16 protein-coding genes are annotated in these 14,713 nt (G+C 46.2%); 8 read left to right on the forward strand and 8 right to left on the reverse strand.

Annotated features, from left to right (window positions below; genetic code table 11):
• Positions 1–114: 114 nt before the first annotated feature.
• The 4 genes from rpoD to rpsU form a co-directional block, all read right to left on the reverse strand.
• Entirely contained in the window at positions 115–1,950 is a 1,836-nt protein-coding gene (gene rpoD, locus KO501_RS05245) for an RNA polymerase sigma factor RpoD (RefSeq protein WP_216028597.1), read from the reverse strand.
• Between the two features lie 283 nt (positions 1,951–2,233).
• Positions 2,234–4,009 carry a DNA primase gene (dnaG, locus tag KO501_RS05250; protein ID WP_216028598.1) on the reverse strand — a complete coding sequence of 592 codons (1,776 nt, stop codon included), beginning with the start codon at positions 4,007–4,009 and terminating at the stop codon, positions 2,234–2,236.
• A gap of 201 nt (positions 4,010–4,210) precedes the next feature.
• Entirely contained in the window at positions 4,211–4,657 is a 447-nt protein-coding gene (locus KO501_RS05255; RefSeq protein WP_216028599.1) for a GatB/YqeY domain-containing protein, read from the reverse strand.
• 93 nt (positions 4,658–4,750) lie between these two features.
• The gene (gene rpsU / locus KO501_RS05260) at positions 4,751–4,966 is read right to left on the reverse strand and encodes a 30S ribosomal protein S21 (protein WP_012517258.1); all 216 of its coding nucleotides are present in this window, start codon (positions 4,964–4,966) and stop codon (positions 4,751–4,753) included.
• 227 nt (positions 4,967–5,193) lie between these two features.
• On the opposite strand from rpsU, the gene tsaD reads away from it, so the two are divergent.
• The gene (tsaD, locus tag KO501_RS05265) at positions 5,194–6,207 is read left to right on the forward strand and encodes a tRNA (adenosine(37)-N6)-threonylcarbamoyltransferase complex transferase subunit TsaD (RefSeq protein WP_216028600.1); all 1,014 of its coding nucleotides are present in this window, start codon (positions 5,194–5,196) and stop codon (positions 6,205–6,207) included.
• A 31-nt stretch (positions 6,208–6,238) separates the two neighbouring features.
• Here tsaD and plsY read toward each other — a convergent pair whose 3' ends face one another.
• Entirely contained in the window at positions 6,239–6,838 is a 600-nt protein-coding gene (plsY, locus tag KO501_RS05270) for a glycerol-3-phosphate 1-O-acyltransferase PlsY (protein ID WP_216028601.1), read from the reverse strand.
• 151 nt (positions 6,839–6,989) lie between these two features.
• On the opposite strand from plsY, the gene folB reads away from it, so the two are divergent.
• From folB to KO501_RS05295, 5 genes are all read left to right on the forward strand, one after another.
• On the forward strand, positions 6,990–7,346 hold the full coding sequence (folB, locus tag KO501_RS05275) for a dihydroneopterin aldolase (RefSeq protein ID WP_216028602.1): 357 nt from the start codon (positions 6,990–6,992) through the stop codon (positions 7,344–7,346).
• Positions 7,343–7,840 carry a 2-amino-4-hydroxy-6-hydroxymethyldihydropteridine diphosphokinase gene (gene folK / locus KO501_RS05280; RefSeq protein ID WP_216028603.1) on the forward strand — a complete coding sequence of 166 codons (498 nt, stop codon included), beginning with the start codon at positions 7,343–7,345 and terminating at the stop codon, positions 7,838–7,840. Before folB ends, folK begins: the two co-directional genes overlap by 4 nt.
• 2 nt (positions 7,841–7,842) lie before the next feature.
• Entirely contained in the window at positions 7,843–8,643 is an 801-nt protein-coding gene (locus KO501_RS05285) for an undecaprenyl-diphosphate phosphatase (protein ID WP_216028604.1), read from the forward strand.
• A 63-nt stretch (positions 8,644–8,706) separates the two neighbouring features.
• Positions 8,707–9,075, forward strand: coding sequence for a histidine triad nucleotide-binding protein (locus tag KO501_RS05290; RefSeq protein WP_216028605.1), 369 nt, complete (start codon positions 8,707–8,709; stop codon positions 9,073–9,075).
• Positions 9,076–9,401: 326 nt separating this feature from the next.
• Positions 9,402–10,238 (forward strand): HDOD domain-containing protein, encoded by an 837-nt coding sequence (locus tag KO501_RS05295; protein ID WP_216028606.1) that lies wholly within the window; start codon positions 9,402–9,404, stop codon positions 10,236–10,238.
• A gap of 24 nt (positions 10,239–10,262) precedes the next feature.
• Here the strand turns inward: KO501_RS05295 and KO501_RS05300 are convergent, their stop codons facing one another.
• Positions 10,263–11,453, reverse strand: a complete 1,191-nt coding sequence (locus KO501_RS05300; protein ID WP_216028607.1) for a benzoate/H(+) symporter BenE family transporter — start codon at positions 11,451–11,453, stop codon at positions 10,263–10,265.
• A gap of 113 nt (positions 11,454–11,566) precedes the next feature.
• On the opposite strand from KO501_RS05300, the gene KO501_RS05305 reads away from it, so the two are divergent.
• On the forward strand, positions 11,567–12,124 hold the full coding sequence (locus tag KO501_RS05305) for a helix-turn-helix domain-containing protein (protein WP_216028608.1): 558 nt from the start codon (positions 11,567–11,569) through the stop codon (positions 12,122–12,124).
• A gap of 72 nt (positions 12,125–12,196) precedes the next feature.
• Here the strand turns inward: KO501_RS05305 and KO501_RS05310 are convergent, their stop codons facing one another.
• A complete protein-coding gene (locus KO501_RS05310; RefSeq protein WP_216028609.1) occupies positions 12,197–13,198 on the reverse strand; it encodes a YhdH/YhfP family quinone oxidoreductase in 1,002 nt (333 codons plus the stop codon).
• A 142-nt stretch (positions 13,199–13,340) separates the two neighbouring features.
• Here KO501_RS05310 and KO501_RS05315 point away from each other — a divergent pair, with 142 nt between their 5' ends.
• Positions 13,341–13,721 (forward strand): helix-turn-helix domain-containing protein, encoded by a 381-nt coding sequence (locus KO501_RS05315; protein WP_216028610.1) that lies wholly within the window; start codon positions 13,341–13,343, stop codon positions 13,719–13,721.
• A gap of 36 nt (positions 13,722–13,757) precedes the next feature.
• On the opposite strand, the gene rdgC is transcribed toward KO501_RS05315, so the two are convergent.
• On the reverse strand, positions 13,758–14,666 hold the full coding sequence (gene rdgC, locus KO501_RS05320) for a recombination-associated protein RdgC (RefSeq protein ID WP_216028611.1): 909 nt from the start codon (positions 14,664–14,666) through the stop codon (positions 13,758–13,760).
• Positions 14,667–14,713 lie beyond the last annotated feature (47 nt).

Consider the following 14,713-nt stretch of genomic DNA (forward strand, 5'->3'; position numbering starts at 1 on the left):
TTTGTACTCCTCACAAGTCAATAAGGAAAAAGAGAACAGATTAATATTTGTACTTAAATAGACGGCAGCGCAAAAAAAAGCCACCTAAACGGTGGCTTTCATAGTATTGGGTATTTACTCGTCGAGGAAGCTTCGTAGTTGCTCAGAGCGACTAGGATGACGCAGTTTCCGTAGCGCTTTCGCTTCAATCTGACGGATACGCTCGCGGGTAACATCAAATTGCTTGCCCACTTCTTCAAGTGTGTGATCCGTATTCATATCGATGCCGAAACGCATACGTAGCACTTTGGCTTCCCGTGCGGTTAATCCTGCGAGAACCTCTTGGGTTGCATCTTTAAGGCTACCACCGGTGGCAGAATCGAGGGGCTGAATAATGGTGCTATCCTCGATAAAGTCGCCAAGATGTGAATCTTCATCATCACCAATGGGGGTTTCCATAGAGATGGGCTCTTTGGCAATCTTAAGCACTTTTCTGATCTTGTCTTCAGGCATCGCCATGCGTTCTGACAATTCTTCAGGTGTTGGCTCCCGACCCATCTCTTGCAACATTTGCCGTGAAATACGGTTTAGTTTATTGATGGTTTCTATCATGTGAACAGGGATACGAATAGTACGGGCCTGGTCCGCAATAGAACGAGTAATGGCTTGTCGAATCCACCAAGTAGCATAAGTTGAAAACTTATAACCACGACGGTATTCGAATTTATCCACAGCCTTCATCAAGCCGATGTTCCCTTCCTGAATAAGATCAAGGAATTGCAAACCTCGGTTAGTGTATTTTTTGGCAATGGAGATAACCAAACGAAGGTTGGCTTCCACCATTTCTTTTTTCGCACGACGTGCCTTGGCTTCACCAATGGACATGCGACGGTTAATATCTTTGATGTCTGCAATCACTAACCCGGTTTCTTGTTCTACCTGGTTCATTTTTGAGACAGAGCGTTCGATATCTTCCTTGAAGTTCTCTAGTACCGGCACATAGGCGGCACCAGAAGACAGTACGGTTTCTAACCAAGCCGTGGTCGTTTCATTGCCAGCAAAAGCTTTAATAAAGTCTTTTTTCGGCATTTTGGAATTGACCACACAGTACTTCATGACCAGACGTTCTTGAATACGAACCTTGTCCATCATGTTCCGCATGTTTTTCACCATACGGTCGAACTGTTTTGGTACTAAACGAAATTCTTTGAAGACTTCACTTAGGGTGGCGATCTCTGCACGGGCTTTTTTATCTGAGCGACCATGGGATTCGATAACCGTACGTGCTTTAAGGTACTGCTCTCGAAGTTTACCAAATTTCTCTCGGGCTAACTCAGGATCGACGCCAGTATCTTCTTCTTCATCGTCATCATCGTCATCATCGTCATCATCATCGTTCTCAAGTTCCTTAGCCGGTAACTCGGAGCCGATGTGGGTGGCGGTGGGCGCTAAATCCTGTTCTTCGTTAGGATCCACAAAACCAGAAATAATATCGCTAAGGCGTATTTCTTCAGCTTCGTATAAATCCCATTGCTCAAGGAGATAAGTGATGGCTTCGGGATATTCAGCCACAGAACACTGTACCTGATTAATTCCGTCTTCTATCCGTTTTGCGATTTCGATTTCGCCTTCCCGGGTAAGAAGTTCCACGGTGCCCATTTCACGCATGTACATGCGCACAGGGTCGGTGGTTCGGCCAATTTCACTTTCTACCGTAGCTAATGCTTGAGCGGCTGCTTCTGCAACATCTTCATCGGCGGTAGTTTCCTGCATCAGGAGTTCATCAGAATCAGGAGCAGATTCTGAAACCTGAATGCCCATGTCGTTGATCATTCGAATGATGTCTTCGATTTGATCAGAGTCGACAATATCTTGCGGCAGGTGGTCATTAACTTCTGCAAAGGTTAAGTAACCTTGCTCTTTACCTTTGGCAATCAAAAGTTTAATCTGAGACTGCTTGCTTTGCGCCATATAACCTACACTTCTCACATTTAAATATTAAGCAAAAAAGCATGCTAATAAACAGAGTGAACTGGCTATTTCATGCTTGCTGTTCGTTCGTTACCGCACCCATAAATACATTGGCTGTTTTCAAATACGGCCTGAAAAATGCATACTAAAAACACATTAAAGATACAAAAAAATGTATTAATGCATTTGAAAAGTCTGCTTGCAGCGAATTAGCCAGTATAACAGACAGACACTATTTTTGACCAGTTGTTCAGCGTGATTTTTCAACAAAATCCTCCCTTCATTACGACTTTTGACGTTCCATCATCAGCAATGTCAGTTCCCTTTTTTCTTCTTGTGAGAGAGGGTGCATACGTGAGCGGGAGATCAGCGTTTCAATTCGGCTATCAAAATGCCAGTCGAGCAATTTAGCAAAACTGTCGCAATACACGGTGTCTGCATCGTCGTCTTTGACCAGGTGTTCTTGTAGCAGTAACTTCGCGATGACAGAAGAATGGGGATGGTCTCGGAAGTTTTCAAGGACCTGGGCAGTATTGAATTGTGGATTTTGTAAACACACATTGTGGGTATCAATTAAAACATCAATGCCAGCCACACCACTGTCGGCCAAAATTTGCGGAGCACACTGAGGATGGGCAGCGGCTAAGGCCGGATTATCAATGAGTAGTCGCAACATGGTGCGCACAGGCGAAATTTGCGCTTTGTGCTGATGTCTTGCTGTCTGTCGGGGCTGGGCACCGGCTTGATTGGCATGCTGTATGTCTTGTTGTAGCTTGAAACGATCGTATTCGCCAATATGCTTTGCTAACTCTGCTTGTAACATGGCGCGCTGACCGTCACCAGCCACGTTATCTATTAGCGGTTGAGCTGCGGCTTTCAACGCTATTTTACCTTCCGGCGTGCCCACTTCATGGGTCTTTAATAAAGACTCAAAGAAAAAACGAGAGAGGGGCAAGGCGGCGTCAACCATTTCTAAAAAGGTGTCGGTGCCAGCTTGTCTTACCATGGTATCTGGGTCTTCACCGTCAGGCAAAAATAAAAAGGTGAGTTTGACGCCATCTTTTAGTGCCGGCAGGGCATTTTCTAATGCGCGCCATGCTGCTTCTCGTCCGGCGCGATCTCCGTCATAACAACAAATAATATGGGAGGTTGAACGCATCAGTAATGCCAGATGTTCCGGCGTGGTTGCTGTGCCTAAGGCGGCGGTGGCGATATTAATGCCATATTGGCTTAAGGCCACTACATCCATATAGCCTTCTACGATAATAACTTTATCGAGATGGCGCTGGCTTTGTTTGGCCTGATAGAAGCCAAATAGCTCATAACCCTTATGGAAAATACGGGTTTCTGGAGAGTTAAGATATTTAGGCCCGTCGCTATCAATGACCCGGCCGCCAAAACCTACCACCCGACCGCGGCGATCTCGAATGGGAAACATGATCCGGTCGCGAAAAAAGTCGTAGGTCTGCCCGCGATCATTACGGGACACCAATTTAAGATCAATTAATTGGGTGATGCGTGCATCGTCCGTGCCGAAGGTCGTTAACAGCTTGTCCCATTCTGCCGGGGCATAGCCAATTTCCCATTGTTTGACAATATCACCGGACAACCCGCGTCCCTTTAAGTAATCAATGGCTTTTTGACTATTCGGATGTTGACGAAGTTGTTGTTGGAAAAAACGGGTAACCTTGTCCATTAACCCGTAGTCGTCTTGCTGTTGCTGCTTTTTTTCTTCCGTCATAGCCGGACGATTACTTTGCTCTCGAGGAACCTCAAGACCATGTATGCGCGCCAACTCTTCAACCGCCTCTACAAAATCCAGTCGATCAAATTCCATTATAAAGGAAATGGCATTGCCATTGGCGCCACAGCCAAAGCAGTGATAAAACTGTTTGTCTTGGCTAACGGTAAATGAAGGGGTTTTTTCGTCGTGAAAAGGGCAGCAGGCCTGATAATTTTTACCCGCTTTTTTTAATTTAACTCTGCTATCGACTATATCAACAACGTCGGTTCGGGCGAGAAGATCATCGATAAAATCGCGGGGTATTCTTCCGGACATTTTGTATCAACCTTACACCTAGGAACGAGAAAGTAGCATGCAGAAGTTTGCTCAGCGTCCATAATACATCGGCATCAATGAGAGACTTTAATTGAAAGACGGTCATGACGGCGGCAACATGATGTAACGCCAGGCTGTTTTTTTTCAATACTGTATCAGGCAAAGAACCCGACGCAAAGTGTATTGCGTCGGGTAAAAAAATTAGGCGTTTAGACGTGCCTTAATCTTTCCGCTCAAGGCACCCATATCGGTACGGCCTTGTACTTTGGGCTTGAGATAACCCATGACCTTGCCCATGTCTTGCATGCCACTGGCACCCGTAGAGGTCATGGCTTCTTCGATAAGGGCAGACAATTCGCTATCAGACAGAGGTTGAGGCAAAAAGGTTTCGATAACAACAATTTCAGCCCGTTCCGTGCTGGCGAGATCATCGCGTCCAGCTTGGTCATACTGGGCCGCAGCGTCGACTCTTTGTTTAACCATTTTGGTTAAAATTGCCAAAACCGCATCATCAGTTAGGGTAATTTGCTCATCAATTTCTTTTTGTTTGATTGCAGCTAGCGCCATGCGTATTGTGCCAAGCTTTACTTTGTCTTTGGCACGCATTGCATCTTTTTGCGCGCTTTTTAAATCGTCAATTAATGCCATGGAAGATTCTCTGTCAAACGAAGGGGGGGGATTTTTTTGTGGCCCTAAGACAACAAAGGTGCCCTAAAGCACCTTTGTTAAGCCAACACTATCTTAGTAGAGTTTTACGCGACGGGCGTTTTCGCGAGCCAGCTTTTTCAGATGGCGCTTTTTGGCAGCCGCTTTTTTACGCTTGCGTTCCCAGGTTGGTTTTTCGAAGAACTCACGACGACGAACTTCAGACAGTACACCTGCTTTTTCACAAGAACGTTTAAAACGACGAAGAGCGACATCAAACGGCTCGTTTTCTCTAACTTTAACGATGGGCATTAAATTCTCACCTCAAAAATTTTAGTGTCTAGCCGGGCGTGAAATTGTGCGCGAAATCGACACCCGGGTTAAAAATGGTGCGAAATTCTATTCTTTTACAGCACAAATGTAAAGTGGCTACAGCCAATAAATTGAACAATATTGCAATAAGAGTGAAGTATACCCGTTTTCACCTTGATTAAATAAGAGTAAACTTGCGCCCTTGAGTCAAAGATAAGGGTGAAAAAATGCGTATACTGGGAATTGAGACTTCCTGTGATGAAACCGGAGTGGCGGTTTTTGATGATGAAAAAGGGTTATTGTCTCATGAATTATACAGCCAGGTTAAATTGCATGCCGACTATGGTGGTGTGGTGCCTGAACTGGCTTCCCGAGATCATGTACGCAAAATTGTGCCTCTTATTAAAAAAGCCCTACTTGATGCTAACACTGATCATAACACCCTAGACGGTATTGCCTTTACTCAAGGACCTGGGCTAGTGGGGGCCTTACTGGTAGGGTCTTCAGTGGCGCGCTCCCTTGCCTACGCCTGGGATAAGCCTGCGGTGGGTGTGCACCATATGGAAGGGCATTTATTAGCGCCCATGCTAGAAACCCATGCACCGGCATTTCCTTTTGTGGCTTTGCTGGTTTCCGGCGGGCATTCTATGTTGGTGGATGTTAAAGGCATTGGCGAATATGAGGTACTTGGCGAATCCATTGATGATGCTGCTGGGGAAGCCTTTGATAAGACGGCCAAGTTACTGGGCTTAGATTACCCCGGGGGGCCGCTATTAGCCAAGTTAGCCGAACAAGGTGAGGCCGGGCATTATAAGTTTCCCCGACCCATGACCGACCGCCCTGGATTGGATTTTAGTTTCAGTGGCCTAAAAACCTTTGCCGCCAATACCATCCGCGACGCCGATGATACTGCACAAACCAAAGCCAATATCGCTTATGCGTTTCAAGAAGCGGTGGTCGATACCCTGATCATTAAATGTCGCCGAGCGCTTAAGCAAACCGGACGCAAGCGTTTAGTGATTGCCGGCGGTGTGAGTGCCAATACCTATTTGCGTGATGCCATGAAAGCCATGATGGCGAAAATGAACGGTGAAGTCTTCTATCCTAGCCTCGGCTTTTGTACCGATAATGGTGCGATGATTGCCTACGCCGGTATGCAGCGATTAAAAGCGGCCCAATATAGCCCCCTTTCTGCGGCGGCCAAACCCCGTTGGCCGTTAGATTCTCTGCCGGCATTGTGAATGGGTTAAAGTGAAGGCAAAAGAACCTAGGCTATTTTAGTTTCACTTTGTCCCAGACTTTGTTTTCTTGGTGTTTAACAAGGCGTAGAATATTGTCTTTGTGGCGAATAATAATCAGTACTGACAGCATCAGCACTGGAATGGTGTAGGCAGGCTTAATAAACCAAGTAAACACAGGGGCAAAGCAGACCGCTATGATGGCGGCAAGCGACGCATACCCCCAAATAAACACTGTAATTGCCCAGGTTAATATCAACAATCCAGTCAGCTCTGCACCAAGGGGCAATAGCACGCCAAAAGCGGTGGCGACGGCCTTTCCCCCTTTAAAATCGAAATAAAGAGGGAAAATATGGCCCAAGCAGGCTGCTAAACCAATAAATCCTAAAGGTATGGGGTCGATGCCCATCCAATAGCTGCTATACACAGGTACTGTCCCTTTTAATATATCCATAAACAGTACCAACGTGGCTGGCATCCGACCACCTAAGCGAAAGACATTGGTTGCCCCAGGGTTTTTCGAACCCGTGGTTCTCGGATCAGGCAGACCGTAAAGTCGACAGATAATCACAGCACTGGACAATGATCCCACCAAGTAGGCAATGCAAATCATCAAAATTACGGTGGCGATCATCTCGTAAGGCTATTGTAAAAAAAGGGTTACCATGTACGCAGACTAACAGGAATAGCCTATAAATTTCCAGTGAGGTTTATCGACATGTTATTCACATGTGGTAAAGTTGCCGCCATCTTTTTCCTCTTTCGGGCTTTGTGCCTGTTTTCATATGCAACAAATCATTTTATCCGGTCTTAAAGTCGATACACTTATTGGGGTTTATGATTGGGAGCGCACGCAACAAACCACATTATTGCTTGATGTTACCGTAGACGCAGATCTGTCTGAGGCAATGCAAAGCGATGATGTCACCCAAACCATAGATTATGCTAAGTTGGCCGATTGTTTAAAGGCTACGGCCTCAGAGCAAACCTTTGAATTACTCGAAGCATTGGGCGCATGCTTGATGCAGGCCGCGTTTGACCGTTTCCCCATACAACGGATGCGCCTGGCCATTACCAAGCCGAACATACTGCCCGATGTTGACACTGTAACCGTAGTGTTTACCCGGTCTCGCGACCTATGAAGCATCGTATTCTTATTAGTCTTGGGACTAATATTAACCGCACTTTTTATGCCCGGCGGGGGCTAACGCGCCTTACACAATCCTTTGCTCAGGTAACATGCTCTCGTATGTTTGAGAGCGAAGCGGTGGGGTTTCCTGGTTCACCTTTTTACAATTGTGTGATTCAAGCTTTTACCCATAAAGATATCGCGGGTGTTGTGCAGGAACTAAAAACCATTGAACGCGAAAATGGGCGTACCCACAGCGAAAAAAAGTATTGTTCTCGCACTCTCGATTTGGATCTATTAACCTTTGACGATGCCGTCACTTGCGACCCTGTGGTGTTGCCCAGAGAAGAAATATTGTTGAATGCTTTCGTCTTGCAACCGCTAGCTGAACTGGTGCCCAACGATATCCATCCTGTGGTGGATAAAAGCTACCTACAGTTGTGGCAAAATTATGATAAAACCGCCCAGAAACTCTGGCCCATCGACTTTACATGGAGTGAATTTTAGCGATGACACTTTTTGAGATCATTATTCTCGCCCTTATTCAGGGAATTACCGAATTTTTACCCATTAGTAGTTCTGGGCACTTACTTCTACCCGCCGAGATTCTAGGATGGGATAGCCAAGGCCTCGCCTTTGATGTGGCTGTGCATGTGGGCAGTTTATTGGCGGTTATACTTTATTTTAGGCAAGAAATTGCTCAGATGACGGTGGCCTGGTTAACCCGTGGATTTAGCAAGCAACAAAATACCGACAGTAAACTGGCCTGGTACGTTATCTTAGCCACGATCCCCGCGGTGTTGGTGGGGTTAGCCTTAGATGACTGGATTGAAATGAATGCCCGTACTGCTTTGGTGATCGCTGCCACCACCATTATCTTTGGTTTGTTGTTGTGGTATGCCGATGCTAAAGCGACGCATATTCGTACTTTGGAAGATATCACGTTAAAACAAGCCATCATTATTGGTGTGGCGCAAGTGATGGCACTGATACCGGGGACGTCTCGCTCGGGCATTACCATGACCGCAGGGCTTATGCTTGGACTTAACCGGGAAAGTTGTGCCCGTTTTTCGTTTTTGTTGTCCATCCCCGTCATTCTTGGTGCCGGTACGCTAAAAACCTTTGATTTGCTTGCCGCGGATAACCCCGTGGATTGGTCCGCGTTACTCTACGGAGCAGCTTTTTCCTTTGTCAGTGCTTACTTGTGCATATTTTTATTTCTTAATTGGATCTCCCGTATTGGTATGTTGCCGTTTGTCATTTATCGCCTCATACTGGGTGCAGTTTTGCTGTGGTTTGTTTTTGGCTAACCGACTCAAAATACGCCGCAAGGCTGGGTGACTCGATTCATAAATCAGTGAGAAAGGTACATTATGTCTGAAACTATTTTTACAAAAATCATTAGCCGGGAAATTCCCGCCGATATTATTTATGAAGACGATATGGCACTGGCATTCAAAGATATCAATCCCCAGGCACCGGTGCATTTTTTAGTGATCCCGAAAAAGCCCATCGCCACTATTAACGATATTAGCGAAGACGATCGTTTAGTGGTTGGGCATTTAAGCTTCGTTGCCGCTAAATTGGCAACAGAGATGGGGTTTGCTGAAGAAGGGTATCGTACAGTGATGAACTGCAATGAATTTGGTGGGCAAACTGTCTATCATATACATCTGCATGTGCTGGCCAAAAAGCTAATGGGTTGGCCGCCTTACACCAATAAAGCAAAAGCACTGGAATAAATACTTTATACCGGTGACTGGCGAGGAAGCTGGGTCACCGGTAGCGCCTTTATTTTCCTTTAAACGCCCATTCTAGCGGCGTTTTAACACTTCATAGCCTGTCATGTCGTCAAGACAAAATCCCATCAATAGTTCCTATCTCTATTCTTAATGTAGAAAAAGTTCATATGCAGGATGCAGTTTTTGCATTCTACTGATATATTTTTATTTCAGACAAAGAAACTAAAACCTTTTCGTTCACGCGTAACGGATTACAATTTTTACATACCTATTCACCGCTTACCCTTGGGTGGCGGCTTTGATGAAATTTATAAAAAGGTGGGTACATGTCTACACAAAATGCGCTTCTCTCTATTCTGGTTGATAAAATCAATAATGACACATTGGTTTTACCCACCCTGCCGGCCATAGCATTAAAGGTACGAAAGACGGCAGATGATCCAAACGTTAACCTCAATGCCATGGGCGATGTGGTGGGGAAAGATCCATCATTGAGTATGCGTATGATTAAAATCGCTAACAGCGCCTATCTTGGCAGGACGGTTAAGGTCACTTCTATCGGTCAGGCGGTTACTCGTATCGGTTTGCGCCAAATAAAGAATATTTCTACCGCATTGGCCATGGAACAATTGTTTGTGTCTAAAAACGGTGTGGTGGGTAACTACATGAAGCGAGAGTGGGAAAATACCGTGAATGTGGTTGCCTATTCCATGGCGGCGTTGCAGCTTTACAATAATCGAACTAAAAAGCGAGAACTAAACCTCGATACCATGACATTAGCCGCTTTAGTTTATCATATTGGCGTGCTTCCCATTCTGACCGAAGCCGAACGTCACGAGGAGATCTTTGCCAACCCCACGTTTCTTGAGGTTGCTATTGATAAACTCGCGGGCCGTATTGGCGGAAGCATTATGCGGGCTTGGGGTTTTGATAAAGACTTCACGATGGTGGCAGAAAGCTGGAATGATTTAGCCGTTATGCCAAATACACTTTCTTATATCGACTTTGTTCGCATTGGCGCAGCCTTAGCAGGCAAAGTTGATTCGCAAAAAGATGCCATACTGAATTTGGCGATCCAGCGCGGTGCATTGGAAGACATTAATGAACTCACTACCGATGAGTTTAAGGAAATGTGCGCCAGCGCTAAACAGGTATTTGCCTGATAAATACCGCAAAAAAAAAGGGCGTTAAGCCCTTTTTTTGTACCGTAAAAACAGTGTGTTTCGCTGGTCTAGCAGAATCACTGATAAGCCCAATAGAAGGCCCCATACGGGAGCCCCAAGTTGCATAATGGAAATGCCAGAGGCTGAACAAAGTAAGGTGATGGTGGCGGCTTTTCTGTGTGCTGGATTAGCGAAACTCCGTTGCACGGATGCTGTAAAGGTTGCGAATAACGCAAGGCCAGCGACCACATGGACGAGTGTTTGATTCATGTGGCTGAACAATATCACCACTACGGTGGCAGACAAGCCAAATATAAGATAAAAGCCACCGGCAACAATGGCAGCCCAAAACCGATGTGATCTATCGTCACCGGCGTCTTCGCCCATACAAATTGCGGCTGTGATGGCAGCTAAGTTAAAGGCAAAGCCACCAAAAGGAGCGGTAACTAAATTAATAATACTCACCCCAGTAAGCACCTGAGATACGTTCGGTTGGTAGTCATAACTTTTTAAAATAGCGATCCCCGGTAAATTTTGCGTTAGCAGGGTAATCAAAAACAAGGGGAAGGCCAAACTGATGGTGGCAGACAGCGAAAAGGTGGGTGTTACCCATATTAATGCTGGCCACGTGACAGGGATTTCAGACCCTTGTCCGCTGTTTAGTTGTAAGCTTACTAGGACAGCAACGGCTAGCATCATCAACATGAGATAACGGGGAAATAGGGCACTGCCTACTACATACAGGGCGACAAACCCTGCCACTAACAAGGGGGCCGTAGTTCCTTCGGTAAAGACTTGCAAGCAAATGGGTAGCAGTATTCCCGCCAGCATGGCAGAGGAGATAGACGAAGGGATGCGAGTGATTTGACGAGTAATAAAGCGACTTCTTGCCGTTAACAAGGCTAATAACGATGAAATAATAAATGCGCCTATTACCTCTGGTAGCGAAAAGTCCCCTGCCGTGCCGATTAAAAACGCGGCGCCGGGTGTGGACCAAGCCGTCACCACGGGCACCTTATAGTGCCAAGAGTAACCGATACAGGAAATGCCCATGCCTATTCCTAATACCAGTAGCCAACTGCTGACCATGTCGGGGGTGGCACCTGCCGCTTTAGCCGCTTCAATGACAAGAATGACCGCACTGCTATACCCCACCAGCACCGCTGTAAAGCCGGCGGAAATATGGCTGATACTCAAATTTCGTTTTTTTGTCATCTGACACCTCGTTATATTTGTGCGTTATAGCGCACGAGTGTTAAGCCTATCATTGTGCGTTATAACGCACAATGATAGAGTGCCGAGGTTAGCAAGACCGTGAAGGGCGTCAGATGAATAAACAAGATAGGGTAGGCCAACAGATTGCCGCAGTGTTAAAACGTGAGCGTCAGGCAAAAGGATGGTCGCTAGATAAAACAGCAAAACAAACCGGGGTATCTAAGGCCATGCTAGGACAGATTGAACGCCTTGAATCAAGCCCCACCATTGCGACCTTATGGAAGATCGCCACCGGGTTACAATGTTCTTTTTCTTCTTTTATTAGCCAAGATGAAGCAACAGATGTCGCCCTTCAGGACGATCCCCGTGTTCAAGGTTTTACCGAAGATCCGAATATGACGGTAACGACCTTATTTTGTTATTCACCGAAGACAAAGTTTGAAACCTTTGAAATTACCTTATCCAACTATCATGAACAGCGCTCGTCACCTCATCATTGTGGAGTGCTAGAGCATATACACGTGTTAGAGGGTCGCTTACGTATTTTTGAAGGGGCTCAAGAGCGCGTGCTCACGGCTAACGAACAGTGTGTGTTACACGGTGATGTGCCTCATGGATACCGTGACGAAGCGGGAAAAAGCCGTTTTATCGATATTATCTTTTACCCCTGAACTTCCCGCCGAGAGCTTGATTGCGGGCGGCACAATCAGAGCACCGTCCGCAATGGTTTTTTTATCACGCTTTTATTGAGGGTTGATGGCCACGATGACCCGACCAGACACCTTGCCCGCTAGAATTTTATCTAGGTAGGGATCAAGTTGGGACAGTTCAATTTCTTCGGTTAACGCATCAAGGCAATCAAGTTGCCATTCGGTGGCTAGTTTTTTCCACAATGCCAATCGAGGAGGCATGGGGCATTGAACTGAATCGATGCCTAATAGGGAAACACCGCGTAATATAAAAGGGAAAACATTAATGGGGAGTTCTGGCGACGCCGTTAAACCACAACAGGTTACCGCACCACCGTAGCGGGTAGATTTTATCGCCGCAGCAAGATAATCACCGCCAACGCAATCCACGGCTCCCGCCCAGCGTTCTTTTAACATGGGGCGTTCTTTATTTTCTAGCAGGGTTTCTCGGCCAATGATCTCACTGGCCCCTAAGGATTGTAAGAACGCATGTTTGTCCGCTTTGCCTGTAAGGGCTACCACCCGATAACCGGCTTTGCTTAGTAGGGCTACCGCAACGGAACCTACGCCGCCGGTGGCGCCGGTGACCAATATGTCACCATCTTCTTTTTTCACTCCCCCATCAATTAAAGCTTGTACTGATAGCGCGGCGGTAAAGCCGGCGGTGCCAATAACCATGGCATCACGGGTGGATAAACCTTGGGGTAAAGGCACCACCCAGTCGGCGGGAACCCGAATTTTTTCACCAAAGCCACCTGGGGTATTCATGCCTAAATCGAATCCGGTCACCAATACTTTGTCACCGACGGCAAAGTCACCTGAATCACAAGACAGTACCGTACCCGCGGCATCAATTCCCGGTGTATGGGGAAAGTTTCGAGATACGCCTGGGTTGCCGGTGGCAGAAAGCCCATCTTTGTAATTGAGCGACGAGTACTCGACGTTAATGACAACATCGCCAGCGGGCAAATCAGTCAAGTTTCGGGTAGTAAGTTTACGGGTAAAGGTTTTTTTATCCACCTGCTCAACAAGCAATGCGTTGAAAGTATCTGTCATATGTACTCCGTATCAATGTGAAGTTATGCGAAAGGCAACTTTTCAATGGTGCCAGGCTAAGCTATTATCCACTTAACGAACTAAAAGGCTAGTATGCACCTTTTGGTATGGTACTTACCAAAAAGATACTATTGAGGCAGTAATGACAACACCAAAAGAAAAACCCACCCCATCGAATGAAGGCCATTACCTGTGTGGGGTAGCGGTAGCATTAAGCTTAATTGGCGGTAAGTGGAAAGGGGTTATTTTGTGGCACCTTACCTTTAAAACTTTGCGCTTTAGTCAGTTGCGAAGACGTTTACAGGGCGTAACTCAAAAGATGCTTACCCAGCAGCTCCGGGAATTAGAAAAAGACGGGTTAATCCATCGGCAAGTGTATGCAGAAGTGCCGCCACGGGTAGAGTATTCTCTTACCGAGCGGGGGGCGAGTTTGCAACCGATGTTACAACAAATGTGTGATTGGGGCCGCGCCTATCATGAGGATCATGGAGGGCAAAATGAAGATGAAAACGTGGCGGGTTGAAAGGCTGCCCCCAGTTGAGAGCAGCACTTTTTTAGCTTAATCGTTTTCTGTTAAATTAAGGGTGGTGCGCATAAAATCTAAGAAGGCACAGAGTTCTGCAGACATAAGCGCAAATTCCGCATCCATACGGGCGCTGGCCTGATCTTTCGGTATATCGTCTGTTTCTTCTTTGAGTCTGTCGGTGAATTTTACCCGCTTAAAAGAGCCATCTTCGGCAATGGTGGCTGTTAGCACGTCTTCGTAGGCAAAGCCTACTTTTTGTACCAGTTTGCCATTATCCAAATGCATGGTAATTTCATCGCTATCTAAAGGCTGGTTTTTACAGCGAATAACGCTTTCTAGATCGTCGGTGGATTTTAGTTCTGCTTCTTCTAGCAGTGTGATCCCTTCAGGTGCACCTTCGGTTAGCCAGTGTGTTAATTCACTTTGCAAGCTTCTACGCGCTAAGGGCACCACGGGCAATGACGTAATGGCCTTTCGCACAAGAGCAAGCCAGGCTTCAGCTTTACCGTCCGCGGAAGCATCCACCACTACCAGTTTTTCCGGAATAGAGATAAAGCCGTGAGTAAAGGTATTGCGCACAAAGGCTTGCGGTAACAAGCGAAACATAATTTCTTGTTTAAGATCTTGTTGTTGCTTTTTTCCTACCGGCGAGCCAGTTTCGGCTTCAATGGCAGCTACTTTTTCTGCCAGTTCTGCATTCACCACTGTGGAAGGCAGAATTTTTTCCTGTTTTTTAACCGTGAGCCAATATCGCTCTTGTACTTTATGAAACATGACCCCTTCGTTGCCTACTTGGGCAAATGGCGAGGCAAACCCCATGGTGGCGGTATCTTGTTTGCCGCAGGGGCGAAAAGCGTTATCCATTAATGCGCTATTTAAATCATCATCGTCAAGCGAGAGTGTTTGCGTGAGTTGATAAGCCTTAAGGTTTTTAAACCACATAAGAATGTAATCCTGATTTGCTCGATGAAAATTTTCGGGCGGCAAGC

It is taken from the genome of Alteromonas sp. C1M14 (assembly GCF_018860965.1).
Taxonomy (GTDB): domain Bacteria; phylum Pseudomonadota; class Gammaproteobacteria; order Enterobacterales; family Alteromonadaceae; genus Alteromonas.

Bases quoted from the DNA above. Each gene is read 5' to 3' on its own strand.
- KO501_RS05300 (WP_216028607.1), bottom strand. From the start codon at position 11,453: ATGACAAAAAAACGAAATTTGAGTATCAGCCATATTTCCGCCGGCTTT.
- KO501_RS05255 (WP_216028599.1), bottom strand. From the start codon at position 4,657: ATGGCATTAATTGACGATTTAAAAAGCGCGCAAAAAGATGCAATGCGT.
- plsY (WP_216028601.1), bottom strand. From the start codon at position 6,838: ATGATCGCCACCGTAATTTTGATGATTTGCATTGCCTACTTGGTGGGA.
- KO501_RS05315 (WP_216028610.1), top strand. From the start codon at position 13,341: ATGACAACACCAAAAGAAAAACCCACCCCATCGAATGAAGGCCATTAC.
- dnaG (WP_216028598.1), bottom strand. From the start codon at position 4,009: ATGTCCGGAAGAATACCCCGCGATTTTATCGATGATCTTCTCGCCCGA.
- rpsU (WP_012517258.1), bottom strand. From the start codon at position 4,966: ATGCCCATCGTTAAAGTTAGAGAAAACGAGCCGTTTGATGTCGCTCTT.
- tsaD (WP_216028600.1), top strand. From the start codon at position 5,194: ATGCGTATACTGGGAATTGAGACTTCCTGTGATGAAACCGGAGTGGCG.
- KO501_RS05295 (WP_216028606.1), top strand. From the start codon at position 9,402: ATGTCTACACAAAATGCGCTTCTCTCTATTCTGGTTGATAAAATCAAT.
- KO501_RS05290 (WP_216028605.1), top strand. From the start codon at position 8,707: ATGTCTGAAACTATTTTTACAAAAATCATTAGCCGGGAAATTCCCGCC.
- KO501_RS05305 (WP_216028608.1), top strand. From the start codon at position 11,567: ATGAATAAACAAGATAGGGTAGGCCAACAGATTGCCGCAGTGTTAAAA.
- KO501_RS05310 (WP_216028609.1), bottom strand. From the start codon at position 13,198: ATGACAGATACTTTCAACGCATTGCTTGTTGAGCAGGTGGATAAAAAA.
- KO501_RS05285 (WP_216028604.1), top strand. From the start codon at position 7,843: ATGACACTTTTTGAGATCATTATTCTCGCCCTTATTCAGGGAATTACC.
- folB (WP_216028602.1), top strand. From the start codon at position 6,990: ATGCAACAAATCATTTTATCCGGTCTTAAAGTCGATACACTTATTGGG.
- rpoD (WP_216028597.1), bottom strand. From the start codon at position 1,950: ATGGCGCAAAGCAAGCAGTCTCAGATTAAACTTTTGATTGCCAAAGGT.
- rdgC (WP_216028611.1), bottom strand. From the start codon at position 14,666: ATGTGGTTTAAAAACCTTAAGGCTTATCAACTCACGCAAACACTCTCG.
- folK (WP_216028603.1), top strand. From the start codon at position 7,343: ATGAAGCATCGTATTCTTATTAGTCTTGGGACTAATATTAACCGCACT.